The organism is Fibrobacter sp. UWR4 (genome assembly GCF_003149045.1).
Lineage (GTDB): Bacteria > Fibrobacterota > Fibrobacteria > Fibrobacterales > Fibrobacteraceae > Fibrobacter.
In genome coordinates, this window is sequence record NZ_QGDU01000001.1 from 198,780 (window position 1) to 223,096 (window position 24,317).

Genomic DNA, 24,317 nt, shown 5'->3' on the forward strand with positions numbered 1-24,317 from the left:
AAAAAGTCGAACTTTTGTGTTGCTTTGGGGAGGAAAGTATTACCAATCACGCCTATAAGGGGGCAAAGAGGGAGGTGCGGGGCTCAGGTTATGTATGTTTATGTGTTATGGGTAGTATTTTTCGTTCAGTATTTCAGGAAAAGTATGACCTGTTAAACGAAAATGGATGATAGTTGAGTTAATTTGTTTGTGAAAAATCATACTTTTGTTGTTGGTTTTTATGAAAAGTATGACTTTTTTGCTCACGAACATGCTGGTAAACGCCATTTCTCGCACATGAACGGTATTTTCTTTCCCCTGGTTCAAAAAGAACCCCTATAAGATAAATCATCAAGGTATCGATTAGGAACATAGCCAAAAATGCGTATATTCGATAATTGGATATACACATTAAAAAAATCGTAATGTCCGTTATCAGGGAGTAAGAAGGGGAGTTTTCTTCATCTTACCATTTGTTTGAGCCGGCTGAATTTGACTCTAACGAGACTGATTCCTAGAATCAGTCTCCTTCAACATTCTGCGGAGCACGTTCAAAGAAAATCGTAAGCAGATTTACCTTTATAAAAAAGCCCTGTTTAGCAGCCCGATTTGTCACTTCGAATTGCGCTCCCCCGCCAATATAGACAAGCCCCAAATTCGCCCTTATCCCAAGTTCCTCGGTATAGCCAACTTCTCCAAAATGGACATTCTTATCGTTATCTTTATAAAACCACCATTCAAAAGCATGGGATTCCATAATAGACAAACCTAGGACATTATTTCCGAACAGATTGAAAAGTGTAGAACCGGAAGAAAGCCACAATCCACCTACACAAATTTTTCCAAACACGGAATTTGAATCACTAACATTCACCGCATTCAAACCTAAGCCCAAAATAACTAGTGCTGATAAGCTCCCAAAAGACACGCGAGAATCAGATTTAAAATCAAGTTGGGGTGCATATTCAAAGGAAATGCGATTCGTTTCAAACGGAGAGAATCCAGAGATCGTCAAGCCATTGATTTCACTTCGTCCGCTTGTGGAATAGCCTCCGCCAACAAGAATTATTGCCGGAAGATTTTCCTTATCCCCCATAAAGCTTTCTTTAGGAGCATCCGCAAAAGCAAACTTTGCGCACAGAAATACCATGGAACCCAAAAGTCTATGCAATCTGAATATCAAATTTTTCATTTTTCGCAAAATGGAATTGCCCTTTTCTGGTTTTGCAAAGTTTACTTGTTTTCCCCTGGTTCAAAAAGAACCCTTATAAGACAAACTCCTTCACCCTAAAACCTTCGTAAAGCGGCAACATCAAGGTTTCGGTTTCTTCGACACTAGCGGTTCCCGCATTTTTCATGGAAAGTTTTAAACCTTTTTTCGGCTTGAATTTTTTGCAGAACTGGTTGTAACTTTTGGCTTTAGTGTGCTTTTCTGCTTTGACTTCGATAGGAATCAATTCGTTCCTGACCTCAAGGAGAAAGTCAAGTTCGGCGGTGTTTTCTGAACGCCAGAAATAAGGATAGAAGTTTTGCTTTAGAAGTTCGTTTAGAACAAAGTTTTCTGTAAGCGCGCCCTTGAAGGTTGCGTAAAGAGGAGTCTCGTTAAGGATTGTCTGCGGGTCCAGACCGGATTTTACGCGAAGCAAACCTACATCGCTCATATAGACTTTGAAGATCGATCCTTCTGCGCTGTTTGAAAGCGGGAGTTCCGCGTTGGTAACGCACTCGAGCTTATGCAGCAGACCTGCGCTGAAAAGCCATTGCAAAGCGTCTTCTAGATCTGCGGCTCGCTTGCCCGCCTTGACATGGGAGAAGACAAACTTGTTGTTGTCCTTTGCAAGCTGCTTTGGCACGGAATCCCAAATCAGGTGTAGCTTTGGAACGTCGTGAATGGGGGCGTGCTTTGAAAAGTCGTCGCTGTAATCCTTCAGGATGTTGGAAAGAACCTGGCTGACGGCTTCAAAGTCGTGAGTTTCAAAAAAGGTGGCTACAGCTTCGGGCATCCCTCCAACAATATAATAGTAGCGCAACAACTTTTCGAGAGGCTCTGCGAAAACAGTTCGTAGCGGTTCAAAAGCTTCAGTGGACTTGACCGCCTGCAAAAGAGTCTCGCCGTTTTCGCTAGCCATGACGAATTCCTCGAAACTCATGGGGAACATCTGCAGGCGTTCCACCTTGCCCACGGGGAATGAAATTTCTTGTTGCCGGATGACGACGCCGAGAAGTGAACCCGCGGCAATCACATGGAGTTCCGGCATGTTTTCGCAGAAGTATTTTAGGCTGGTGATTGCCTTGGGACACGCCTGAATTTCATCAAAGAAAAGCAGGGTTTTGCCCACTTCGATTTTTTGACCGGAATAAAGGGTTAGCTCGCGAACGATGCGGTTGACATCCAGATCGTAATCGAAAATGGATTTCAGGGCTTCGTTGCCTTCAAAATTGATGTAGGCGAAATTTGCAAATTCCTGCGCACCAAATTCCTTGATTGCGTAAGTCTTTCCGCACTGTCTGGCCCCGGTTATTACCAGTGGCTTTCGCTTAGTTTTGTTTTTCCAATCTAAAAGTTGATTGCTGATGGATCTCTTCATAGTACTGAAAATACATTTTTCCTATGAATTTTGCAAATGTTACTGCGTTTTTTATATGAATAATGCGAAAATAACGCTTTTTGGTTGTAGATTTTGCTTTTCCCCAGGTTCAAAAAGAGCCCCTATAAGATGCCCCTATAAGATTGAGGCTGACAGAAGATGATCATAGGAAGAAACTCCTAGAACAGGATCCTAATTTTTATTATAGCGTGTTTTTCTAGATTATATGAAATGATAATCAAGATGAATTATGACACTATATATGTAAGCGACTATAAGTCTCCAGACCAAATATGCGCACAGGCATCAAGAATAGTAAAGAATATTGGATGTAGAATAGAAAGGGATTTTTTCTCTAATATTTCTGACATTATTTCGAATTTTATTAGTACACTTGTTTTTCCAATGTTAGGTTTTTCTTGGTTTAAAGTTTCGTTAGAATCACTTATACAATCAAACAAGGAATATGTTGAGTCAATGAACATGGAATTCAGGAGGCTGGAAAACGGAAGACTGGACCACGTTCACTTCTACACTGAGGGATTCATTGACTACGTTCCGAAGGACGATGAGATAAGGGCTGACCCTTTGGCCTATGTGGAACACCATTCCAAGGTAATAAGGAACTTCGCCTTAAGCCTTATATCGTAACTGTTTTTTCTTATGGATTGATAAGGTCCCATCTGCAAAATGCGCAGGTGGGGCTTCTTTTTTTATTCATTAGAAAAATATACGATGAGGTTTTGAGTATAATGCCAGTTTTAAACACGCTTGATATGGTTGCCAACGCAATCAGTATTCCCCTGGTTTAAAAAGAACCCCTATAAGATCTCCTTTGCTAAGATACCTTATTTTATGAGGGTTGGCAAACGATTGTGCGCGAAAAAAATTAGAAAAATTCAATAAAATCCTTGGCGCTGGGCCAAATTTGGACGCCTTTGGCGTCCGCTCTACGCCTCAGCAATGAAAACAAATGAATTTGTTTTCGCTGCATTCGGCTTGAACGTTTTTGGGCCAAATTTTGGGCGCCTTAGTAAAGCCAAAATGACTATAGATATCATTGAATTCGCGGTCAGACATGCTGAATAAGCAGACCGTTGATCAAGGCTTAGTGCTGGGTAAATTCTTTATAGGAAATGCAATGTTGCGATTCAATTTGTTATATTAAAGGCATGGCTAACATTTCCGATAAGTTGCTGCAGCAGATCGTTCAGTTCGCAAAGAAGTATGAACTGAGTCGTGTGGTGCTGTTTGGTTCCCGCGCCCGCGGAACCAATAGGGAACGTAGCGATGTTGACCTGGCCGTAACTGGCAAGAATGTTTCCGATTTTCAGTTCATGCTGGAAGATGAGGCTGATTCGCTCCTGTCTTTCGACGTCGTGGATATGGGAACGATTGTGTCGCAAAAGCTGAAGCAGAACATCGAACGTGAGGGAGTTTGCCTCTATGCAGAAGTTTGAAAATTTCAAGACGACCTTGGAATCCAAGATTTCTGTGTTAGAGAACTCTGCAGAAAATAAGCTGTAGTTTTCCCGGGGTTCAATAATTCGACGACGATTCTTGAATCAAATGGAATCGTTTAACAGGAAGTTGATGATTCCCATGGTCATGATGCCGTCGTTATCGTAACGGGGCGTCATTTGCCCTTTGACAACGATGATCTTCTTGAAACTGTCGCGGGTATTCAGGAGGGGTCTCTTTTCCTGAAACTTTTTTTCGGCATCGTCAATATTCAATGCGGACTGTATGTACAATTTTTCGCCGCCCCGGGTTGTGACAAAATCTACTTCCAGCTGGACTCTGCTGTTTTTTCCGTTGTTCTGGGTGTTGATTTCTACAATACCTACGTCAACCATGTACCCGCGGAATCTCAGTTCGTTATAGATGATGTTTTCCATCACGTGGGTTTCTTCTACCTGCCTAAAACCGAGGCGGGCGTTTCGGAGCCCCACATCTTCGAAGTAGTACTTGGACGGGGTGTTGATGTAACGCTTGCCCTTGATGTCGTAACGAATCGCCTTGCTGATGAGAAAGGCGTCCTCGAAGTAAGATATGTATTTGCGGATGGTGTTGTCTGAGATGGTCTTGTTTTTGAGACTCTTGAATGTTTTAGAAAGTTTGATTGGATTGGTCAAGGATCCCACAGACGACGAAAGGATATTCAGGATTTCATCCAGTTCGCTCCCGTTACGAACCTTGTATCGTTCAAGAATGTCGGCCACATAGATTTTATCGAAAAGTGACTTGAGGTAATTCGCTTTTTCTTCGGGCGATTCAAAGGATAAGGTCAAGGGCATGCCGCCGAAAAGAACATAACTGTCCCAGGCCTCCAGGGCGCTGCCTTTGTATGCCGTTGAAAATTCGCTGAAACTCAACGGGAATACGTGGATTTCGTCGCCGCGACCACGGAATGTGGTGATGACATCGCTTGAAAGCAAGTGTGAATTGCTCCCCGTGACATAGACGTCCACATTATCAATGTGCAGAAAACTGTTTAAAACATCTTCGAATTCATCCAGGTATTGGATTTCGTCCAGCAGAATATAGTAGGTCTTGGAATCTGCAATTTTGCTCTTGACGAAATCGAGCATGGTGTCGGGATTTCGAAGTTCCTTGTTCGAACGGTCATCCAGGGCAATTTTTATGATGTGAGCGTCGTCAACGCCTTGTTCCTTGAGTCTTTGGACAAAGAGCTTGAATAGCAGAAAAGACTTGCCGGAGCGTCTGCTACCGGTAATGACCTTGATGAGGCTGTTTTCCTTGTGCCTGAGTAGCCTTTCTATATATGAATTACGCTCAATAATCATTCTATTGCGAAAAATTGCGGATTTTTACGTTTTTGCTCATTAAATATAAGTAAAAACAAACGCAAATGTTAAACCTATTGCGAAAAATTGCGGATTTGTGTAGAAATTTTCAATAGGCTAATTTTCTGCATTGCCTGAAACTAGCTGCTGGTACATTTTCAGGAGCTGGGCGACGATTTCGGTTTCGGTCATGCTCTTGTTGAAACCGTAGGCGGCCATGACTGCGGCGTCGTTGGCCTGGTGGGCTTTGCACAAATCCGTAAGAACAACCATTTTTTCACCATACATTTGTGCAAGAGAGTTGTTCGGTAGTTTTTGTCTAGCATCAAGAATTGATTTTGCCGCACACTCGATTCTTTCTTTCTGAGAGTCCGTAACGTTTGGCCATGGGAAGTTGTTGTAGACGACATCCTTGGAGTAGCGGTAATCAGATTTTAATCGTCCACAAACTGCTCGCATCCAAGCCATGTGTACGGAACTGGTGAGAACTCCGAAATGGAAAAGGGTTGCATCAGGGATAATTTGAACAGCGTTACTTGAAATGATTTCGGGCCCACAGAATCCAATCGGGACATAGGTTCTGCGTTCTGAAGAAACGCTTGGAACAATCAAGAACGATTTGTCATCGGGTTGAGTAAGCTGAGCAAAAAGATGAGGCACCTTGGCATATCCATTCGTGGTTTTCGCTTTTGAAGATTGTCTAAATTCACGAACAGCGGAAATTTTCTCGCCAAGTATCTTGCTATTCAAAATGTCTGCAGGTTCAGAGTTCTTCAACCAGATGCAGTAGCGCTTCTTGTTGTTGATAAATTCCTCGGAACCCATATAAACCTTGATGTATTTTTCAAGATTTGGCTCTTTTTTGAGAATTTCAGTTCTTTCTTCCTCAGTTAAAATCAGATGTCCACCATCACGGGGCTGATTTCCAAAACACATCTTGGGAACTTCGCACAAAGGAGTGTTTCTTGCAGTAACAAAAGTGTCTGTTCCCGGTTTCAAATATGGGCTGATATGATCTACAATTTTGAACGATCCCTCAGTCATAGGGTCAAATAATTTTTTATTCGGTAAATCCTTTGCTCCAAAACCAACAATTACACAAAATACAGCAGCTTCCTTGTTAGACTCGCTTTCCCATTTAAAAGTCTGATATGCAAAATTGATTGTGACATTCAGTTCGTTTAACAGAACATTCCATAGAACAGGAACCTGTGCGCCCTGACAAATAGAATTTGTAGAAACAAAAGCAACTTGAGTATCAGTTCCCTGTATCAACATAGCCGCCTTTTTATACCATCCACATACATAGTCCAAGTCTTGCACATCTTTTATATCGCCAAACAGGGATTCAATTTCTTTTTTCTGTTCACTGCCTTGAGCCATCAACCTTGCGCCCACAAACGGCGGATTCCCGATGATGTAATCGAAAGCGGGGCGTTGCGGGGCCGGCGTCTGAGGCCCCGCAGTGGGGGTAGCGCAAGACGGCTCGCCGGCTGGAGCGAGGGGGATTCCTCCCCCGCATAACGAAGACCAGTCAATTTGCAACGCATTTCCGACGGTGATGTTCCCGTAGCTTTTTAACGGCAAGAATTCCAGATTGCGGTGAAGAATTTCTGCAGTCTTCTGCATCATCTGGCATTCGGCAATCCACAGGGCGGTCTTTGCAACGGTGGCCGCAAAGTCGTTGATTTCTATGCCATAGAACTGGTGGATGTTCACGAAGATTTCGTCGCCCATCACGTCGAGGACAGCCTCGCCATTGTGCTGTTCGGCCAGTGCCTCGTTTTCGAGATTTCGCAGGCTGATGTAGGTTTCGGTCAAGAAGTTGCCGCTGCCACAGGCGGGGTCAAAGAAAGTTTCTTCGCCCAAGCTTTTGCGGAATTCCTGCAGCTTTGTGTTGCGTTCCTTGGTGTTTTTTACGTTCTTGATTTCGGAGAGTTCCGCCTTGCGTGCATCCAGGAAAAGCGGATCGATAACCTTGTGGATATTCTCGATGCTTGTGTAATGCATACCGCCCTTGCGACGGGTTTCCGGATTCAAGGTGCTTTCGAAAACAGCTCCGAAAATCGTGGGGCTTATCTCGGACCAGTCAAAGCCAAGGCTCGCCTGATCCAGGAGGATGTTGGCGGTGGCTTCGGTAATGGTCGGGATGACTTCGCCGGGCTGTTCCGCAAAAAGGTTGCCGTTCACGTAGGGGAATGCCTTGTACTTTTCTTCAAGGAACGGGTCTCGATTGCAAAGCTTTGTATCCAGAATCCTGAAAAGGTCTTTCAAACCGCCGCGCATATTTTCGGGGCGGAAGCTTTTCATAAAATGGTAGAACTGGTCCTTGTTGAAAATGCCCGCGTCTTCGGCGTAAAGGCAAAATACTAGTCGCACGCAAAGTACATTTAGGCTGTGCAAATCCTCGACCGTCAGGGCTCCAGGCGTTGAGCCGTCGCCGCGGACCTTCGCAAACTCCGCCTTGAACGCGTCATAAATTTTTCCGACAAGTTCTCCCGCCTTGATAGAAACTTCCAGTTCCTTTTGCAACACATTGGACTCTTCCTGCACAAGGAATTGCAGACGGCTCCATTCCTTCTCCAAGTCTTTCAGGAGAATTTCCTGGGGTTCTCCGTCGGGCGTTTCCATATCGTAAATCAGGAAACTCTTGAAGTTGCATGTCACCACATAACGAGGGTAAAGACTGCGGGGGAGCTGTGTCGCGTAACGCTTCGCCTGCTGGAATGGCGTCAGCTCGGAACCGTCGCTCTGGGGGATTTTCTCTCGCAAATCACGCTTGGCGGATTTCTGCTCAATCAAAATCTTCGTGGAGGGAATGTAGGCATCGATGTAGCTGGTATGGCTCAGCTTGACGCGGCTCTCGTAGCTAATGACTTCTTCGGGGCGTTCCACGCAAAGGACGTCGCGCAAAAGCGCATTCCAAAAACTCTGGGAATACTGTTTTTCGTCGTACTTGGTCGGGTCGGACCACTGTTCAACAAAATGCTTGATGTTCGCCTTGTGCGCAGTTTTATCAATCTTCATAGAAGCCATGCGGAAAATATAATAACAAGTTGTTCCCTACAGTTCGGTGCGGTTCTCGTCTTCGTCGGACCAGGGACATAATATATGTTCTTTGTCTGTCGAAATATGTCAATCGTTTTTTTTGATCGTTTTTGTATGTTAGTTTTCCCCAGGCTCAAAAAGAATCCTTATATGGTATAAGAGAACACGCCTTTAAATGAATTGTTTCTCCCGAAAATACTTTTAAATGTCAAAATTTGTTATTTATTGAGACTGTCTTTTTAGGTGAAACATCGCGCTTTTTGAAATCTTGAATTGGATGCTGGTTTCGGGTTCCTCGTCATTGAACCAAAACTTAGTAGTCTTCAGCTAATCGATACCTATCAGGCGAAAAAATTTGGATTAAAGTATTTCCCTGGTAAACCGTATAGAATTCTTGTCCGTTAAATGCTGCGTTAAATTTTTTTGAACCCACCATAAATGAGGAACCGCTGTTAAATAGCAAGTGGTAGGAGGTTCCACTTTTTGATCCATGGGACTTATACTTATCGACGACAAATTCTTTATGGAGTCTAGGTTCTGCCTTTAACCTTGTGGGAAAATCCAGGTTAGGGGCGATAGATGCAAAAAAGCCTATAACAGGAAACACAATGAGAGAGCAAGCCAGATTCCATTTTTTGTGATTCTCTTCGAATCTTGGGAACTTGTATTTGAGGGCGATGTAAATGCAAATAGCGATTCCAAAAGTGACTGCAAGTACTGCGGATGAATCCTGGATGATTTCGTAATTTTCGTACTGGACCAGCAACTTCAAAAAGTCGTCGTTGATTACATACCCAAGTTCTGGCAAGGAATGAATTTTCAAAGTCGCAACAAGACAAATTACGCTACAGACCGCAATCACCATGGCATAGGCGATGACAAAAGGATCTTTAGTAATTCTATTCTTCATACGGTTGTAAATATAATCCCTTCGCCCTACAAGAGTCATTGAAAAATAGAGTATATTTATCAATATGAGTTTCGATTTGCAAAGGTTTAAAGACGCCCAGGAATCCGATTATCCAGTCGCGCTGAATGAAATTAAGGCAGGTAGCAAAGAAAGCCATTGGATTTGGTATATCTTTCCTCAGCTGAAGGAACTTGGATATAGCCCAACGGCAAAATACTACGGATTGACGAAGGACGAGGCCAGGGCTTACATTGCAGATGATGTTTTAAGAATGCGCCTTGTTGAAATTTCAGAGGCATTGCTGGCGTTGGAAAATAACAATGCAACAGAAGTCATGGGGTATCCCGACGATCTGAAACTGAGATCGAGCATGACTCTGTTCATGGAAGTGGCGCCCGAAATCGAAGTCTTCGGCAAGGTCCTTGAGAAATTCTTTTCGGGAGAAAAGGACTCCAGAACTTTGGATCTGCTTGGTTTAAAAGGCGATTCTATATAATCATTGATTTTGAACCGATTTTGGTTTTATTTGATTTTTTCTACTGAAAACTTTTGTATATTTTAGAAAAAGTTTTCAGTAGAGGTTTAGGGTGATTTCAAGAGAAAAGTATATTGTTCCGATTCGTGATTTTTATAAATCCGACTTAATCAAGATTATTACTGGGATTCGCCGCTGCGGAAAGTCCGTGATTCTTATGCAGGTCATGGAAGAGATTTCCACTAAGTCATCTAATCTAATTTACCTTAACTTTGAAAATGTCGTCAATGTTCCGAATATAAAGAATGGCGATGACTTAATCAATTTTGTTTTGAAAAAGAAGAAGCGGGGGCTTTGCTATGTCTTTCTTGATGAAGTGCAAACCATCGATGGATGGCAACTTGCGTGCAAGACCTTGCGCCTGAATCAATGTTCTGTATTTATTACAGGTTCAAATTCAAAACTGCTTTCTAGTGAATTTACCAAAGAACTAAGCGGTCGCTATGTTTCCTTCAGGGTTCGTCCTTTTATTTACAAGGAAATTTTGAAGATAGCCAAGGAGAAAAGGAAAAAGATTTCAATTTCCGATTACCTAATCTGGGGTGGCTTTCCAAACCGATTCTACATGAAAAATCAAGAGGCTCAGGATTTATATCTTAATGACCTCAAGGAAACCATTGTCATTAATGACCTGGTAAACCGTTACGGCATTAGAAAGCGTGCGCTCTTTGAAAGCCTTGTTACTTTTATACTGCGTTCCAATAGCCGCATTTTCTCGGCCAAGGCTATTCGTGATTACGTAAAACAGGAACACGACAAGTGTTCTGTCAATACAATCATGAAATACATTGCCTACTTAAAGGAAGCTTACGTCATTTGCGGATTGCCGCAATTTTCCACTAAGGTCAAACGGGAACTTTCATTCTACGAAAAAATCTACAACGAAGACGTTGCCCTCAATTCTATCCATGCCTCCTCGGGTCGTTATGACATTACCCACAATCTGGAAAACATTGTCTATAATGAACTTGTCTATATGGGCTACGAATTATTTGTGTACAATAACAAGGGGAAAGAAATTGATTTCCTTGCACAAAAGGGAAACAAAAATTACCTAATACAGGTTGCCTACAGCGTTGCCGAAGAAAAGGCTTATGCTAGGGAATTTAATGCATTCAATGGCGTCGAAGGTGATTTCCAGAAAATCATTATCACAAACGATGATGTTGATTATTCCTCAAGTACGGTAAGGCATATCATGCTCAAGGATTTCTTGACTATGGATTCTCTGGAAGTGATGCCTAAGGCAATGACTTTGGCAGAAGCACAAGCAGCCTACAACGTGTGGTTGCAATACAAAAAAGAGCATTCCTAGAATGGAACGCTCTTTAGTAAATTGAAATTCCTACTGAAAACTTTTGCTTAATTTGGAAAAAGTTTTCAGTAGGAGAATCTACCGGCGGCATAAAGGGGAATGTTCGTCATCCAGTCTTGTTCACGATACTTGGACATGGAAATTCGTATTCCCTTGATACCTTCGTGTTCCAGGACGAACTGTCGCAATGACTTTGCTCGCAGATTTTCTTCTGCCTTGACCTCGATGGGAACAAGCTTGCCGTTCATTTGCAAGATAAAGTCCAGTTCCTGCTTGGAATCGTCGGCGCTGAAATAGAATGGCGTAGCTTCCAAGGTGGCCTTGAATTGCTGTAGAACGAACAGTTCTGTGAAGGCTCCTTTGTATTCCTCGAAAATCTTGCTGCCGATTAGAATGTCTTCTGGCGGGGTATCTGAAAAAGCGCCCATCAAGCCGCAGTCCAAAAAGAACAGCTTGAACGCTTCGGCATCTTCGTAGAACTTCAGTGGAATTCCCGCTTTACGGATTCGGTTCACCTTGTAAACGATACCCGCATCCAGCAGCCACTGAATGGCGGATTCAAACTCCTTTGCTCGCGCGCCAGTCCTTATTGCCCCATAGACAAACTTCTTGTTTTCCTTGGCAAGCTGTTGTGGAATAGAATTCCAGACCTGGTGGATTCGCTGGATGTCCTTGGTTTCGGCGTGCTTAGAAATATCCTTGTTGTACGAATAGAGGATTGCATTCTGGATTGTTCTGATATCTGCGATGCTCTTTCCGTTTGCGAAGGCTTGCACCGCCTCGGGCATGCCCCCTACAAAATAGTACTGGCGCAAAAGTTCAACAAATGTCTCGTGAAATGTTTCAAGCTTGTCTAGGGGGTCCTTGGTCAAAATGTCGTAGAAGTTGTCGCCTTTTACGGCCAAGACAAATTCGGCAAAATCCATGGGAAAAATTTTTAGAATGTCAACTTTCCCCACGGGGAAGCCTGTGCCCGAGTGTAGCGATAAACCCAACAGCGAACCTGCGCATGCGATATAAAGTTCAGGTAACTGTTCCTGAAAATACTTTAAGGCGGTAAGGACTACAGGGGTCTCCTGAATTTCATCAAAGATGATTAGGGTGTCTCCGGTTACCGGCTTGCCGGCCAACGCCTCGAGATTCCTTAGGACGATGTCTTTTTCAAAATTTTTCTTGAAAATTTCTTCAAGCTGCGTGTTTCTGTCGCAGTTGAAATAGGCTACACTTGAAAACTCGCTTTTCCCGAATTCCTGGAGAATCCAGGTCTTTCCGACTTGCCTGGCTCCATCCAAAATCAAAGGCTTTCGGTTATCGGAATGTTTCCATTGCTTTAGATTTTCAATAATTCGTCTTTTCATGTGTTGTAATATACATAAAAACACCCGAACTTTGTGTGGATTTTAACATAAAAACGCCTGAATGTTGTTTTTTTAGAAATGTAGTTGACCGTTCCCAAAAAAATTTGACGCTTTTGAGGGGCGCAAAACTATTGAAATGCCCTAAAAAACGACGTTTCTGAAAATTTACTTGACTTTGTTTTTTTTTGTTTACATTTGAAGGCCGGCGAAATTAAAAAAAATAACATGCAAGAATCTGTTTTTGAGTTATTAGGAAAGAGAGAAACTGCTTTAACCAGAAGCCTGGCCATTTTGCTTAAGGCGAAGCCTGACTTGCTTTTGAAACTTTACAATAAAGCAAAGAAAACTAGTCAAAGTCAGCCACTCATGACCAAAAAGAGCCTTGATAAACTTGTCGTAAGTGCAGAGAATACAGAAAATGACGATGAAAAAACGAGTCGTTTTGATATTCGCTGTAGCAATAGTAAATGGGATGTTGTGGTAGAAGCCAAAGTTGGGAACAATTCTGTTGAAAATGCGCAAATATCAAAGTATAAGAGCATTTTGGAAAAATCCGATGCCCAAAACAAGGTATTGCTTACGTTGACAGAAGTTCCTCAACGCTTGAATCCCATTAAAAATGTAGTTACAGGGACCTTGCGTTGGCTTGATGTTCTTGAAATCTTAAAAAATGAAAAATGCCAAGTGGATCTTGCTGAACACATGAAGAATTTACTGAAGGTGAGGTGCATGAATTTTCATGACATAGAGGTGTGGGCAGTCTCTATTAAGGAGAAATCCCAAAAAGAAAACTTAGAAAACGGCTTTTATATTCATGACGGCTTACCGCACAATCCGATGATGATTGCGCCTCGTGAAGAAAAGAAAATTTTTGGTGGGAAAACACGTTCTTGCATTGAACGGCTTTACCCCGTTATTGAAGTGTTTGAGAAGGAATCTCCTGAATGGAATTCTCTGGTAAATACTTTAAAGGATTGTGGCAGCAATTTTCATATCTACAAATTAGGAAATCCCATTGAATTGAAAAAAAAGATGGGCCGTGAAAAACCTTTTAGCCAGTCGTCTGCAATTTCTGTGAAATTTCAGGAATTGATAGATCTTGAATAAACAACCTAATATAGAAAGGATTCAACCATGAAATTATCCTCTATTGTTCTATGTTCGCTACTCTTGTCGGCTTTCTCTTTCGCTGAGACGATAAAAGATTCACAAGGGAATGAATACACCACTGTAAAAATTGGTGACCAAGTCTGGATGGCACAAAACCTCAATGTAAAAACAGACCGTTCCTATTGTTACGACAACGATCCAGCCAACTGCGAAATGTATGGACGACTTTACACTTGGGCGGCTGCAATGAAATTGCCAGAATACTGTAACGATAACTATAACGATCCGCGTAAAGATTCTAGATGTAAAACACCGGATCCTTGGCAGGGGATTTGTCCGGACGGCTTTAAAGTTCCAAATCAAAGAGACTTTATTTATCTTGATGATTTTTTTGCGGAGGGGGGGGCCGGTAAGTATTTGAAATCTTCTAAAGGATGGAAAAATAATGGCAATGGTAACGATCGTTTTGGATTCGCTCTTCTTCCTGCTGGAAGTCGCATAAAAAACGGAGAGTACTCTGACAAAGGAAACGATGCGATTCTGTGGACTAGTGACATTGTTATCGCAAGACAGTGGAGTGGTCAGGATAAAATCCGAGCATACGCGGTTTTTTTCGATGCTAATTCCCAAGGTTTGAATTTCGAAGATATTGGCAGACCGAATGGCTTTTCTCTCCGCTGCATAAAAGTAATGCGTGCTGAGGACTATTAAAGAACAGTTTTTTTCAAGTGCTGTTTATTTAAAACCAGAGGAATTTATGAAATCGAAAATAATGAAGATGGTAATAGCTGCATTTGTCTTGTCGGCTTTTGGCTTGATGGGCTGTGGTTCTGAAAAATCCGAAATGATTCCTGGTCCGAATGTGACTGATGCCGACGGAAACGAGTATCCTACGGTAAAAATCGGTAATCAACTTTGGATGGCTAAAAATCTGAATGTGAATGTTCATGGGTCAGTGTGCTATGACAAGGATCCTGCCAACTGTGAAAAGTTCGGCCGCCTATACACCTGGGGGGCTGCAAAGATGGCTTGTCCCAGTGGCTGGCACTTGCCTAGCAGGGAGGAGTTTGACAGCTTTCTGGCTACCGTAGGGGCTTCTGAAAAAGAACGATCTAAAAATCTACGCGCAGGTAGTTGGGAAAACGGAAAAGACAAATACGGATTTTCCGCTCTCCCTGCTGGCGAGTACGCCAGCAGGGAGAAGTTCAACGAATTGGGCGACTTCACCAGATTTTGGTCTTCTACGGCGGACGGTGACACCGGCGCCTACTACCTGATCATCGTCCCCTACGCGGACGTCTCCCACGACAACGAGTACCACAGACGACTCTCGGTGCGTTGTCTCCAGGACTCTAACGAGGGTGGCGAAGCATCCTCGCAGCCACCGAGCGGAACTTTAAAGGATTCCCGTGATGGTCAGGCTTACAAGACTGTGAAAATTGGCAATCAGGTTTGGATGGCGAAGAACCTGAATGTGGATGTGCCGGGTTCCATGTGCTATGGCAACGATCCTGACAACTGTGTAAAATACGGTCGCCTGTACACCTCCTGGGAGGTTGCAAAGATGGCTTGTCCCAGTGGCTGGCACTTGCCTAGTAGGGGAGAATTTGAAAGTCTTCTGACTACTGTAGGGGCTTCTGCTAAAAATCTACGCGCAGGTAGTTGGGAAAACGGAAAAGACAAGTATGGCTTTTCCGCTCTCCCTGCTGGCTACTACCACGGCACCTACAAGCAGTGCGATGGTTTGGACTACGAAACCATATTTTGTTCTTCTACGGAGGACGGTGACCCCGGCGCCTACTACCTGAGCATCGCCGACTACAATGCGGGCGTCCACAGCTACGGCAAGGGCATCGGATGCTCGGTGCGTTGTATCCAGGACTCAAATTAGGCTCATTTCGAGGGTAGTAAATTAAAAAAAATCTGAAATGCTTCGCTAAAGGAAAAAATATGAAAATAGAAATGATGATGAATAAAATCTTTATAGCTATTGGTATGCTGGTTGTGTGCTCCATGGCAGGAATGTTTAAGGATTCCCGTGATGGTCAAATGTACAAGACTGTGAAAATCGGTGGCCGTGAATGGATGGCACAAAATCTGAATGTGGAGGTGCCGGGTTCCATGTGCTATGATAACAACCCGGCCAATTGCGAAAAGTATGGCCGTTTGTACACCTGGGATGCAGCAAAGAATGCATGCCCTACGGGCTGGCATCTGCCCAGTAAGAGGGAATTTAATGCCTTTTTGGTAAATTTTGGAACTACGGGTAAAGAACGGTCTAGTAATTTGCGTGTCGGCAACTGGAAGAATGGAATGGATGAGTATGGCTTTTCTGTTCTCCCTGCAGGCCTCTATTTTAATGACGAGACTCTAACAGCTTTTGGTTATTTGGGCGAACAAACTTTCTTTTGGTCTTCTACGGAAGATGACTTTGGTTTAGCCAATGGCGGCGCCCACCTCTTGGGTGTAGATTATGGCGTTGCAGGCATCTATGTCGGCGATAAGGAATATGGGCGTTCAGTTCGTTGTATCCGAAATTAAAGCGATAACAAGTATTTAAAGAAACATCCCCCAAAAGAGTCAATCTTTTGGGGGTATTTTTGTGGACTAGATTGGCTACGATCTTGTTTGAATTTTCTACTGAAAACTTTTGCTTAATTTTGAAAAAGTTTTCAGTAGGAAGAGCTCTGTTTTTTACAAACTATTGATTGCTTCGAACAGCTGCATCATCTTTTCTGCGTTCTTGATGCCGGGAGCGTCTTCCACGCCGCTGGAAACATCGATAAGTTCCGGGGAGAACTTGCTGCAGATTTCAGCAACATTCTCGGGAGTGATGCCGCCGGCGAGCCAGAAGGGTGTTTCGCCTGCTTTTTCGCGGAGCAGTTCTTCGGGAATGCGCTGGCCTGATCCGCCGGGGATGCCTTCTACCTTGGCGTCCAGGAGAACGCGGGGCTCGCCGTGCTTGCGGATGGCGGCAAAGTTTTCGAAGTCTTCTGCGGAACCGATGCGAAGGGCGTTGTAGCAGGGGAGTGTTGCTGGGACTGCCTGGATTGCCGCGTCGCTGCGCTCCTCGCAATGACATGCAAGATTATCAAGCGCTTCAGCGCAATTGCATGTGGAATCAAATGCGGGGGCTGCAAATCCGTGGAACTGCACTGCGTCCAGAACGCCTTCGGCCGCAAGCTTAATGGCGGTCTTGCCTTCTTCTGTGGTGGTCTCGGTAATGACGCCAATAAACAGGGGGCAAAGCTTTCCTTCGGCTTCGTATTCGCTACGGAGCAACTGGGTAAAGTCGCGGACGAACTTTTCGTTGGTCAGACGCTTGGTGTTGCTGAAAACGAAGCCCAACATGTCGGCGCCCATTTCGGCGGCGGCAAAGCCGTCCTCTTCGCGAGTGATGCCGCAAATCTTGACCATGGGAATCTGTGCGCCGTAGGCGGCGCGCTTGGCGTCTCGGCGTTCTGCAAAGGTCTTCCAGAAATCTCCGCGGCGGTTATCTTCGGCGGCGCCAAATGCGGCAACCAGCTTTGCTGCCAGAGGCGGGTTCTTTGCCACGGCTTCGCCAACGAGAATTCCCTTGAAGCCAAGGCTGCGGGCGAATGCGGCGTCGGCAGGAGTGTGCACGCCACTTTCAAAGACAGCTTTTGCCGGCAGCTTGTTGCGGATAGCTGCAGGAACCATGGGGTCGATGTGGAAGGTTGCCAGGTCGCGGGAATTTACGCCTGCAACGATGGTGCGTTCGGCACTTTTCGCAGCGTCCCCAGCGGCTTCCTTGTCCAACGTTTCCAAAACAAGATTCAGCTTTCTTAGATCATCTGGTTCGCGTACTTCCACAAAAGCCTGCATCTCGAAACTCTGGGCGCGCTTGGCCATCTTGATCAGCTGTTCGTCATCCAGAATGCGGGCTATCAAAAGAACCGCATCGGCGCCGCAGCGGTAGGCGATATCGATTTCATCTTCGAACAGCAAGAAGTCCTTACGGAGCACGGCGCACTTCTTGGTTCCATCGCCATTATCCACGGCCTTGGCCACCGTAATCAAGTCAGCCAAAGTTCCCTTGAAGTAGTTGGTTTCTGTAAGCACTGAAATCGCCTGTGCGCCGGCGGCGGCATAGGTGCATGCCAAATCTGCAGGAACCAAGTCCGGGGCAATGTCCCCCTTGGAGGGCGAAGCTCGCTTGACTTCCAAAATTGGACCCGGGCGGCCGAGGAATTCGCAACGGCCAACGGTACGCTTTTCGGGAATGTCAAAGCCAAAGGTGAGACCAAGACGTTCAATGTCTGCACGCCTGCGGTCAACAATCTTCTTTAAAATATCTTCGCTCATATATAGGCTCCAGGTTCGAGGCACGAGGCGCGAGGCTCCAGGTACGAGGTTTGATGCTCAAAGTGCTGGGCACGGGGCTTAAAATTTTACCTGTAAAATTTAGAAAAAAAGATAAATGAAAAATTGCGTTTGGAAATCGGCTTGCGTTGTTTTGTTGAAATAGTTATTTTACCGATTATCCGTGCTTGCCGTGCCGAAAAAATAAAGAGGTTTGTCAATACGAAGTTATTGACAACAAAATAATTTACTCCATTGTCAAGAATAACCTAAGCGATTTTGTTGAATTTGCTGCGAGCATTGCCCGCTTGTAAGGGCTGAGTTAGCACTTGTCTGTTGTGCTTATCTAAAAAAAGCGTATATTTCTATTTATAGACAACCTCCATTTCGCCCTAGGAGTTTTATATGCGTAAAAAGATTTCGCTGATGCTTCCGCTGCTTTGTGCACCACTGGCTTTTTGGGCCTGCGGTGACGGCGAGTCCAATTCCGGGACCTCTGCAAATGGTTCTGTTTCCGAGTCCGATTTGGTTGTTGCGACTTTCGATGACTTGCCTGTTTGCAGCGGCAAGCGTGAGGGCGCTACCGCCTACGTGAAGAATGAAAAGACCGCCTACATCTGCGAAGACGGCAAATGGATTTCCGATGACGAAACGGACGGCGACGATTCCTCGTCGAGTGTCAAGCCGGGCAGTTCCTCTTCTTCTGTCAACCCAGGCTCTTCCAGTAGCAAGAAGGACGACCCGATGTCCAGTAGCAGTGTAGTTAGCTCTAGTAGCGAAAAGTCTTCTAGCTCTGTAAATTCTTCGTCATCGATTGAATCCAGTTCTTCTTCAAGTGTCACCCTGAGCGAAGTCGAAGGGTCTAGTTCCTCCAGTGTCATTCCGGGCTCCGACCCGGAATCCAGCAGCAGCGATGGTAATGACGATGGCAAGTCCTCGTCCTCTAGCACGGCTAAGTCCAGCAGTAGCGTAGAATCCAGTTCCAGTGTCATTCCGGGCTCCGACCCGGAATCCAGCAGCAGCGACGGTAATGACGATGGCAAGTCCTCGTCCTCCAGCAAGGCGAAGTCCAGCAGCAGCGTAGAATCTAGTTCCAGCGTCATTGCGAGTAGTTCTTCTGAAGAACTGGTCAGTTCCAGCAGTTTCAATAAATCCTCCAGCAGCAGTCGTGGCCTTTTTGAGATGTCGAAGGATGAATTCTTGAATCCGAAGGTTTCGTATGGCGAGATGACAGACACTCGCGACAATAAGACCTACAAGACTGTAAAAATCGGTGACCAGGTGTGGATGGCGGAGAACCTGAACTACTATTACAACAAGGGAACGGCCAAGAGCTATTGTTACGGCGGCATAGAAGCCAACTGCGAAGTGACTGGTCGCCTTTACACTTGGGCTGCGGCCATTGACTCCGTTGCTTTGGCGAACGATGCTGATAATCCTCAGACTTGCGGTTATGGTGAGAACTGTACGCTGCCGACAGTTGTTCAAGGCGTGTGCCCCGAAGGCTGGCACCTGCCGAGTTATGACGAATGGCAGACCTTGTTCACAGCGGTGGGTGACTCTAGTAAGGCGGGTACGGCACTCAAGTCGCAGACCGGCTGGAAATCGCAGACGGGGCGATGCTGCCGATAGGGATGCCTACGGCTTCTCCGCGCTCCCTGCAGGCCGCAACTACAACGGTTTCAACGATGCCGGCTACGGCGCCTACTTCTGGTCTGCTAGCGTGTACGGTAGCTACCTCGCCGACGACATGTACTTGTACTACGACGGCAAGGGTGCCAGCATGGGCAGCAACTATAGGAACCGCGGCTTCTCTGTTCGTTGTCTCCAGAACTAAAGCAAACCGAGGGTTGAAAAAACAAGCTTGCTTGTTTTTATAACCGAGGTGCAGCGAAGTGGCGTGAGAACGCCACTCTAACTAAACTTTTACCTAAAATAGGTTGTCTAATTAAACTCTGTTCGGACTCTCATAGAAAGATTCATTTTGTTCAATTTGCTTGCTGTATTGAATAAAAATTAACCTTTTTTATTCAATATGATTATTTTGCTGACTAAAAATGCTATTTTTAAGGCATGAAAAGTGCCATGCTCAATCAGCGAAAAGAACGGGACCGCCTTTTGGCGGAGCCTTACCTTACACGTCAAACGGTGTATGATTTTGATGCTTTGCTCCAGAGCCCGAACATAAAGTTGTTAACGGGGCCTCGTCGCGTGGGGAAATCCACCCAGGCTATTTTGATGCTGCGCGGGAAGAATTTTGCTTACCTGAATTTCGATGACAATGAATTGCTAAAAGGCTGGAACGAGGAACAGGCGGAAATGCTGCTGAACGAGGTGTACCCGAATTTTCAGTACCTTTTGCTTGATGAAGTCCAAAATGTAAGTGGCTGGGATGTTTGGGTCGGCAAGCTTTTTCGTCGTGGGTACAACCTGGTTATAACAGGTAGTAACGCCAACATGCTTTCGGGAGAAATGGCAACAGTGCTTACGGGCCGATATCTTGAAATCAAGATGCTGCCTTTTAGTTTGTTTGAAACGAACGCGTTTAATCGGGAATTGACCAAGGACGATTATCTTAAAAACGGGGGCTATCCAGAAACGGTGTCGCAACGGGCCATAACGCAAACATACTTGCAGACACTGTTCGATTCCATTGTGTACAAGGATGTGGTTCGCAGGCACAAAATCCGAAATGTTACGGACCTGAATAATGTGGCTACTTTCCTTCTTGCAAATTTTACGGGAACATTCAGCTACAACGATGTGGCGGACGACCTTGGCCTATCCAGCGTTGCCACGACAAAAAAGTTCATGGACTATTTGCATGAGCCATTCCTGTTCTATTATCTGGATAGATACAACAACAAATTAAAACTGATGAAAAAGGCTCCGCGCAAGGTCTATGTGGTTGACAATGGCTTTGTTTCGTCGAGGGCGTTTAGTCTTAGCGAAAATCTGGGAAAACTTCTGGAAAATCAAGTCTTTATTGAATTGCTTCGCCGTGGGTACGATACCGAAAAATCCTTGTTCTACTACCATTCCCGTAATGACAAGGAAACGGATTTTGTAGTTCGTGAAGGTAACAAGGTAAAGCAGCTAATTCAAGTTTGTTACGAGATGTCGAACGAAAAAAAAGAAAAGCGAGAGGTGGGTAGCCTTGTGGAATGCGCCGGCGAACTGAAGTGCGATAACCTTACCATTGTAACATGGAATGATGAACGGCTCATTGAAAAGAACGGGTATGTTATTAAGGTCGTGCCCGTGGAAAAATTTTGAATGAGATTTTATTGTCTCCAAGACTCCAACTAAACTTTTACCTAAAACAGGTCTTTTAGAACTAAATGTTTGTAAAAAGGTGGTTGTTTGACTACCTTTTTAGTGAAATTTTTGCTATTTTCAGGTGGTATGAGATACCTAACATTGGAAAAAGCCCTTGATGCGTGGAGAAAACTCCTGCCTGTTTCAGATGAAAATAGGGCTCGTCTTGCTCGTCGTTTTTCCGTTGACTTCAACTATAACAGCAACCATATCGAGGGGAACACCCTTACTTATGGACAGACGGAAATCCTTTTGCTGTTCGGGAAGGTGATTGGTGAAGCGAACGTGCGGAGCGTTCAGGAGATGGTGGCCAGCGAAGTGTCTCTCAAGATGATGGTGGCTGAAGCTAAAATCAAGGAAACTCCACTTACACAAAATTTTATACGAGGCCTGCATCATACTCTACTGCGGGAGGATTATTCCGTTCATCGGGAACTGCCTGGTGGAATGCAAGTCGGGTATGTGGTTCACGCAGGGCAATACAAGACCCGCCCAAATAGTGTCATTACGCGTTATGGAGATCGGTTCGACTATGCGTCACCAGAAGAAACTCCTGCACTGATGACGGATTTGGTGGATTGGTATAATGCTGCAGAAAAAGAGGGGAAGTTGTCCCCTGTGGAATTGGCTGCGCTGTTCCATTATCGGTATATTAGAATCCACCCATTCGAAGATGGAAATGGTCGAATCGCTCGTTTGCTAGTCAATTACATTTTGGCGAAACATGATATTCCCATGGTAGTTGTTCGCAGTCGAAAGAAAGACGAATATCTAGAAGCCTTGCATGCGACTGATCTGGCTGTAGGTGCTGCGCCGACATTAGGCGCGAATGCCTCGTTGCGAACTATCGCTCCATTTCTCAAGTATTTTAAGAATATGGTGGCGCAAGAAATTGATGGCGATGTTCGCTTTCTTACAAAGTGTGGTGAAAATATCTGGTGGTATGATGGCGAGTGCGTTGAATTTCGCACCCCGAATTATGGCCGTATTTTGAACCTTATGCAAAGTGAACCGGTTTTGACGCTAGCCGATATTCAGCGAAAAATTGGTATTCGAATTTCAGCTGTTAACAAGCTGGTTCAGCACCTTCTTGATTGCCATTATATTGAACGCGGGAAAGATGTTGGCAAATGGCATGTGTTTATCGTGCCGTCAGTTTAGAGACTTTGCAATATTAAAAATGCAAAAAAAGGACCTGAGTTTTCTCAGGTCCTTTCTGTTTCTAGATCCTGCTCCTTTGAACCTAAGAATTGTAAGGAACTAAAGTTCCAACAATTCTATATCGCTAACGCTCAGGATGACACCGTGAGGCACATGGTCTCCGCGATGTTCTAATTAGGAATTACTAGCAACCTTCACTGCTTCGATGGTCTTCAGTACGGAGCCGTCTTCGATTGCCTTCATGGCCATGTCGTAGCCTTCCTTGATGGTGGCGGCCTTCTTGCTAATGTAGAGGGCGGCGCCAGCGTTCAGGGCGCAAGCGTACTTGATGCCCGGACGGCCCTTGCCGTTCAACATGTCCAGACCCAGCTTGAAGTTTTCTTCGCCGGTGCCACCTGCCAAGTCGTCTTCATCCACAGCGGGGATGCCGAAGTCCTTGGGGTCGATGCGGTAAGTCTTGTACACGCCATCTTCCAGAATTTCTGCGATGGTGGTGGGGACGCAGGGAGAAATTTCATCGTAGCCGTCGTCGCTCAAGGCTACCATGACACGCTTTGCACCCAGGGCATGTGCTGCCTTGGTAAAGGGTTCCAGCACAGCTTCGCTGTAAACGCCCATGCAAAGGTACTTGGCTTCTGCCGGGTTGGTGAGAGGTCCGATGAGGTTCATGATGGTCTTGATGCCAAGGCACTGGCGGACAGGACCTGCGAAACGCATGGCGCTGTGATAGACGGGAGCCATGAGGAAGGCGAAGCCGGTCTTCTGCAGAACTTCTGCAGCCTTTTCCGGAGTCATGTCCAGCTTGAAGCCTGCGGCGGTGTAGAAGTTTGCTGCACCGGACTTGCTGGAAACGGCGCGGTTGCCGTGCTTTGCAATCTTACAACCGCAGGTTGCTGCGATAAGGCCAGACATGGAGCTCACATTGAAGCTGCCCTTGCCGTCGCCACCGGTACCCACGATGTCGGTGAGCTCGTCGCCAGCAATGGGGAACTTGCGCTTCTTACGGCTGAGCACTGCGGCGCAGCCTGCGATTTCGTCGGCCACGGGACCCTTGCAGGAAAGGCCAGTAAGGATAGCAGCCATCTGGCGTTCGTCCATGATGCCGTCGGTCAGGTCGTCCATGAACATTTCAGCAGTTTCGCGAGTCAGGTCCTTGCCAACCATGAGGGTGTTCAGGATGCCGCGAACGTCCAGAGGTTCGCGACGGTAGTTGAGGAATGCCTTGAAGAATTCGGCTTCCTTGCCGCTGGCGATGGATTCCGGGTGGAACTGTACGCCTTCGATATCCATGGTCTTGTGACGGATGCCCATGATGTCGCCGTCGTCGGCGCGGGCGGTCACTTCGAATTCCGGCGGGAGGGTAGATTCGTCGATAACCAGGCTGTGGTAGCGGGTGAAGGGGTTCTTCTTGCCGATGGTGCGGAAGAGGCCGCGGCCGTCGGTGTTGATTTCTTCGACGATGCCGTGCTTGATGAACTTTGCGCCTACGATCTTTGCGCCGAAGGCGTAACCGATGGCCTGGTGACCAAGGCACACGCCCAGAATGGGGAGCTTGCCTGCGAAGTGCTTGATGGCTTCAACAGAAATGCCTGCGTCTTCGGGGCGGCCGGGGCCCGGGCTTACAATGAGGCGGCTGGGGTTCAGTACTTCGATGTCAGCGATGGTGCATTCCTTGCTGCGGAGCACGCGGATTTCTTCGTTGGTGATCTTGGCCAGAGCCTGGTAAACGTTATAAGTGAAAGAATCGTAGTTGTCAATTAAAACGATCATGATAAATCCTTTAGGTTCGAGGTTTGAGGTCGTTCGCCCCACAAGGGGGCTCTCTTTGAGGGCGGCCTTCGGCCTTTGAGTTTTAAGTTACGCGG

At 45.5% G+C, this 24,317-nt stretch carries 21 protein-coding genes; 12 read left to right on the forward strand and 9 right to left on the reverse strand.

From position 1 onward, the window contains the following. Positions 1-178: 178 nt before the first annotated feature. The 3 genes from BGX12_RS15405 to BGX12_RS00915 all read right to left on the reverse strand — a co-directional run bounded on the left by BGX12_RS15405 (position 179) and on the right by BGX12_RS00915 (position 2,567). Complete coding sequence (locus tag BGX12_RS15405; RefSeq protein WP_158278126.1) at positions 179-352, reverse strand: hypothetical protein; 174 nt, start codon at positions 350-352, stop codon at positions 179-181. 147 nt (positions 353-499) lie between these two features. Then, positions 500-1,171, reverse strand: a complete 672-nt coding sequence (locus tag BGX12_RS00910; RefSeq protein ID WP_146196208.1) for a hypothetical protein — start codon at positions 1,169-1,171, stop codon at positions 500-502. 73 nt (positions 1,172-1,244) lie between these two features. Then, complete coding sequence (locus BGX12_RS00915) at positions 1,245-2,567, reverse strand: ATP-binding protein (RefSeq protein WP_109734209.1); 1,323 nt, start codon at positions 2,565-2,567, stop codon at positions 1,245-1,247. A 231-nt stretch (positions 2,568-2,798) separates the two neighbouring features. Here BGX12_RS00915 and BGX12_RS00920 point away from each other — a divergent pair, with 231 nt between their 5' ends. Further along, the gene (locus tag BGX12_RS00920; RefSeq protein WP_111361615.1) at positions 2,799-3,218 is read left to right on the forward strand and encodes a hypothetical protein; all 420 of its coding nucleotides are present in this window, start codon (positions 2,799-2,801) and stop codon (positions 3,216-3,218) included. Between the two features lie 521 nt (positions 3,219-3,739). Beyond that, positions 3,740-4,027 (forward strand): nucleotidyltransferase family protein, encoded by a 288-nt coding sequence (locus BGX12_RS00925; RefSeq protein ID WP_109734211.1) that lies wholly within the window; start codon positions 3,740-3,742, stop codon positions 4,025-4,027. Positions 4,028-4,132: 105 nt separating this feature from the next. Here BGX12_RS00925 and BGX12_RS00930 read toward each other — a convergent pair whose 3' ends face one another. The 3 genes from BGX12_RS00930 to BGX12_RS00940 all read right to left on the reverse strand — a co-directional run bounded on the left by BGX12_RS00930 (position 4,133) and on the right by BGX12_RS00940 (position 9,332). Continuing rightward, positions 4,133-5,374: an ATP-binding protein gene (locus tag BGX12_RS00930; protein WP_109734212.1), complete on the reverse strand. Its 1,242-nt coding sequence runs from the start codon at positions 5,372-5,374 to the stop codon at positions 4,133-4,135. A gap of 117 nt (positions 5,375-5,491) precedes the next feature. Further along, positions 5,492-8,401, reverse strand: a complete 2,910-nt coding sequence (locus BGX12_RS00935) for a DNA methyltransferase (RefSeq protein ID WP_109734264.1) — start codon at positions 8,399-8,401, stop codon at positions 5,492-5,494. A gap of 334 nt (positions 8,402-8,735) precedes the next feature. Beyond that, positions 8,736-9,332 (reverse strand): hypothetical protein, encoded by a 597-nt coding sequence (locus tag BGX12_RS00940; protein WP_139260135.1) that lies wholly within the window; start codon positions 9,330-9,332, stop codon positions 8,736-8,738. A 64-nt stretch (positions 9,333-9,396) separates the two neighbouring features. Here BGX12_RS00940 and BGX12_RS00945 point away from each other — a divergent pair, with 64 nt between their 5' ends. Continuing rightward, positions 9,397-9,828 carry a DUF1810 domain-containing protein gene (locus tag BGX12_RS00945; protein ID WP_073234790.1) on the forward strand — a complete coding sequence of 144 codons (432 nt, stop codon included), beginning with the start codon at positions 9,397-9,399 and terminating at the stop codon, positions 9,826-9,828. 91 nt (positions 9,829-9,919) lie between these two features. Then, positions 9,920-11,182 (forward strand): ATP-binding protein, encoded by a 1,263-nt coding sequence (locus BGX12_RS00950; protein ID WP_109734213.1) that lies wholly within the window; start codon positions 9,920-9,922, stop codon positions 11,180-11,182. Between the two features lie 65 nt (positions 11,183-11,247). On the opposite strand, the gene BGX12_RS00955 is transcribed toward BGX12_RS00950, so the two are convergent. Beyond that, positions 11,248-12,540 carry an ATP-binding protein gene (locus tag BGX12_RS00955; RefSeq protein WP_109734214.1) on the reverse strand — a complete coding sequence of 431 codons (1,293 nt, stop codon included), beginning with the start codon at positions 12,538-12,540 and terminating at the stop codon, positions 11,248-11,250. A 225-nt stretch (positions 12,541-12,765) separates the two neighbouring features. On the opposite strand from BGX12_RS00955, the gene BGX12_RS00960 reads away from it, so the two are divergent. The 4 genes from BGX12_RS00960 (at position 12,766) to BGX12_RS00975 (ending at position 16,191) form a co-directional block, all read left to right on the forward strand. After that, on the forward strand, positions 12,766-13,647 hold the full coding sequence (locus BGX12_RS00960) for a PD-(D/E)XK nuclease family protein (protein WP_146196209.1): 882 nt from the start codon (positions 12,766-12,768) through the stop codon (positions 13,645-13,647). Between the two features lie 27 nt (positions 13,648-13,674). After that, a complete protein-coding gene (locus tag BGX12_RS00965; RefSeq protein ID WP_109734216.1) occupies positions 13,675-14,361 on the forward strand; it encodes a fibrobacter succinogenes major paralogous domain-containing protein in 687 nt (228 codons plus the stop codon). A 61-nt stretch (positions 14,362-14,422) separates the two neighbouring features. Next, entirely contained in the window at positions 14,423-15,541 is a 1,119-nt protein-coding gene (locus BGX12_RS00970) for an FISUMP domain-containing protein (RefSeq protein ID WP_158278127.1), read from the forward strand. 59 nt (positions 15,542-15,600) lie between these two features. After that, positions 15,601-16,191: a fibrobacter succinogenes major paralogous domain-containing protein gene (locus BGX12_RS00975; protein WP_109734218.1), complete on the forward strand. Its 591-nt coding sequence runs from the start codon at positions 15,601-15,603 to the stop codon at positions 16,189-16,191. Between the two features lie 153 nt (positions 16,192-16,344). Here the strand turns inward: BGX12_RS00975 and BGX12_RS15995 are convergent, their stop codons facing one another. Next, the gene (locus tag BGX12_RS15995; protein ID WP_109734219.1) at positions 16,345-17,976 is read right to left on the reverse strand and encodes a bifunctional indole-3-glycerol phosphate synthase/phosphoribosylanthranilate isomerase; all 1,632 of its coding nucleotides are present in this window, start codon (positions 17,974-17,976) and stop codon (positions 16,345-16,347) included. A gap of 402 nt (positions 17,977-18,378) precedes the next feature. Here BGX12_RS15995 and BGX12_RS15900 point away from each other — a divergent pair, with 402 nt between their 5' ends. The 4 genes from BGX12_RS15900 (at position 18,379) to BGX12_RS01000 (ending at position 22,452) form a co-directional block, all read left to right on the forward strand. Further along, on the forward strand, positions 18,379-19,605 hold the full coding sequence (locus tag BGX12_RS15900; protein WP_109734220.1) for an FISUMP domain-containing protein: 1,227 nt from the start codon (positions 18,379-18,381) through the stop codon (positions 19,603-19,605). After that, positions 19,529-19,810, forward strand: coding sequence for an FISUMP domain-containing protein (locus tag BGX12_RS15905; protein WP_158278128.1), 282 nt, complete (start codon positions 19,529-19,531; stop codon positions 19,808-19,810). The genes BGX12_RS15900 and BGX12_RS15905 overlap by 77 nt, the downstream gene beginning before the upstream one ends. A gap of 236 nt (positions 19,811-20,046) precedes the next feature. Beyond that, positions 20,047-21,249: an ATP-binding protein gene (locus tag BGX12_RS00995; protein WP_109734222.1), complete on the forward strand. Its 1,203-nt coding sequence runs from the start codon at positions 20,047-20,049 to the stop codon at positions 21,247-21,249. Between the two features lie 129 nt (positions 21,250-21,378). Continuing rightward, on the forward strand, positions 21,379-22,452 hold the full coding sequence (locus BGX12_RS01000; RefSeq protein ID WP_109734223.1) for a Fic family protein: 1,074 nt from the start codon (positions 21,379-21,381) through the stop codon (positions 22,450-22,452). A 174-nt stretch (positions 22,453-22,626) separates the two neighbouring features. Here BGX12_RS01000 and BGX12_RS01005 read toward each other — a convergent pair whose 3' ends face one another. Further along, complete coding sequence (locus BGX12_RS01005) at positions 22,627-24,222, reverse strand: bifunctional anthranilate synthase component II/anthranilate phosphoribosyltransferase (protein ID WP_109734224.1); 1,596 nt, start codon at positions 24,220-24,222, stop codon at positions 22,627-22,629. Positions 24,223-24,317 lie beyond the last annotated feature (95 nt).

Bases quoted from the DNA above. Each gene is read 5' to 3' on its own strand.
- BGX12_RS15405 (WP_158278126.1), bottom strand. From the start codon at position 352: ATGTTCCTAATCGATACCTTGATGATTTATCTTATAGGGGTTCTTTTT.
- BGX12_RS00910 (WP_146196208.1), bottom strand. From the start codon at position 1,171: ATGAAAAATTTGATATTCAGATTGCATAGACTTTTGGGTTCCATGGTA.
- BGX12_RS00915 (WP_109734209.1), bottom strand. From the start codon at position 2,567: ATGAAGAGATCCATCAGCAATCAACTTTTAGATTGGAAAAACAAAACT.
- BGX12_RS00920 (WP_111361615.1), top strand. From the start codon at position 2,799: ATGATAATCAAGATGAATTATGACACTATATATGTAAGCGACTATAAG.
- BGX12_RS00925 (WP_109734211.1), top strand. From the start codon at position 3,740: ATGGCTAACATTTCCGATAAGTTGCTGCAGCAGATCGTTCAGTTCGCA.
- BGX12_RS00930 (WP_109734212.1), bottom strand. From the start codon at position 5,374: ATGATTATTGAGCGTAATTCATATATAGAAAGGCTACTCAGGCACAAG.
- BGX12_RS00935 (WP_109734264.1), bottom strand. From the start codon at position 8,401: ATGAAGATTGATAAAACTGCGCACAAGGCGAACATCAAGCATTTTGTT.
- BGX12_RS00940 (WP_139260135.1), bottom strand. From the start codon at position 9,332: ATGAAGAATAGAATTACTAAAGATCCTTTTGTCATCGCCTATGCCATG.
- BGX12_RS00945 (WP_073234790.1), top strand. From the start codon at position 9,397: ATGAGTTTCGATTTGCAAAGGTTTAAAGACGCCCAGGAATCCGATTAT.
- BGX12_RS00955 (WP_109734214.1), bottom strand. From the start codon at position 12,540: ATGAAAAGACGAATTATTGAAAATCTAAAGCAATGGAAACATTCCGAT.
- BGX12_RS00960 (WP_146196209.1), top strand. From the start codon at position 12,766: ATGCAAGAATCTGTTTTTGAGTTATTAGGAAAGAGAGAAACTGCTTTA.
- BGX12_RS00965 (WP_109734216.1), top strand. From the start codon at position 13,675: ATGAAATTATCCTCTATTGTTCTATGTTCGCTACTCTTGTCGGCTTTC.
- BGX12_RS00970 (WP_158278127.1), top strand. From the start codon at position 14,423: ATGAAGATGGTAATAGCTGCATTTGTCTTGTCGGCTTTTGGCTTGATG.
- BGX12_RS00975 (WP_109734218.1), top strand. From the start codon at position 15,601: ATGAAAATAGAAATGATGATGAATAAAATCTTTATAGCTATTGGTATG.
- BGX12_RS15995 (WP_109734219.1), bottom strand. From the start codon at position 17,976: ATGAGCGAAGATATTTTAAAGAAGATTGTTGACCGCAGGCGTGCAGAC.
- BGX12_RS15900 (WP_109734220.1), top strand. From the start codon at position 18,379: ATGCGTAAAAAGATTTCGCTGATGCTTCCGCTGCTTTGTGCACCACTG.
- BGX12_RS00995 (WP_109734222.1), top strand. From the start codon at position 20,047: ATGAAAAGTGCCATGCTCAATCAGCGAAAAGAACGGGACCGCCTTTTG.
- BGX12_RS01000 (WP_109734223.1), top strand. From the start codon at position 21,379: ATGAGATACCTAACATTGGAAAAAGCCCTTGATGCGTGGAGAAAACTC.
- BGX12_RS01005 (WP_109734224.1), bottom strand. From the start codon at position 24,222: ATGATCGTTTTAATTGACAACTACGATTCTTTCACTTATAACGTTTAC.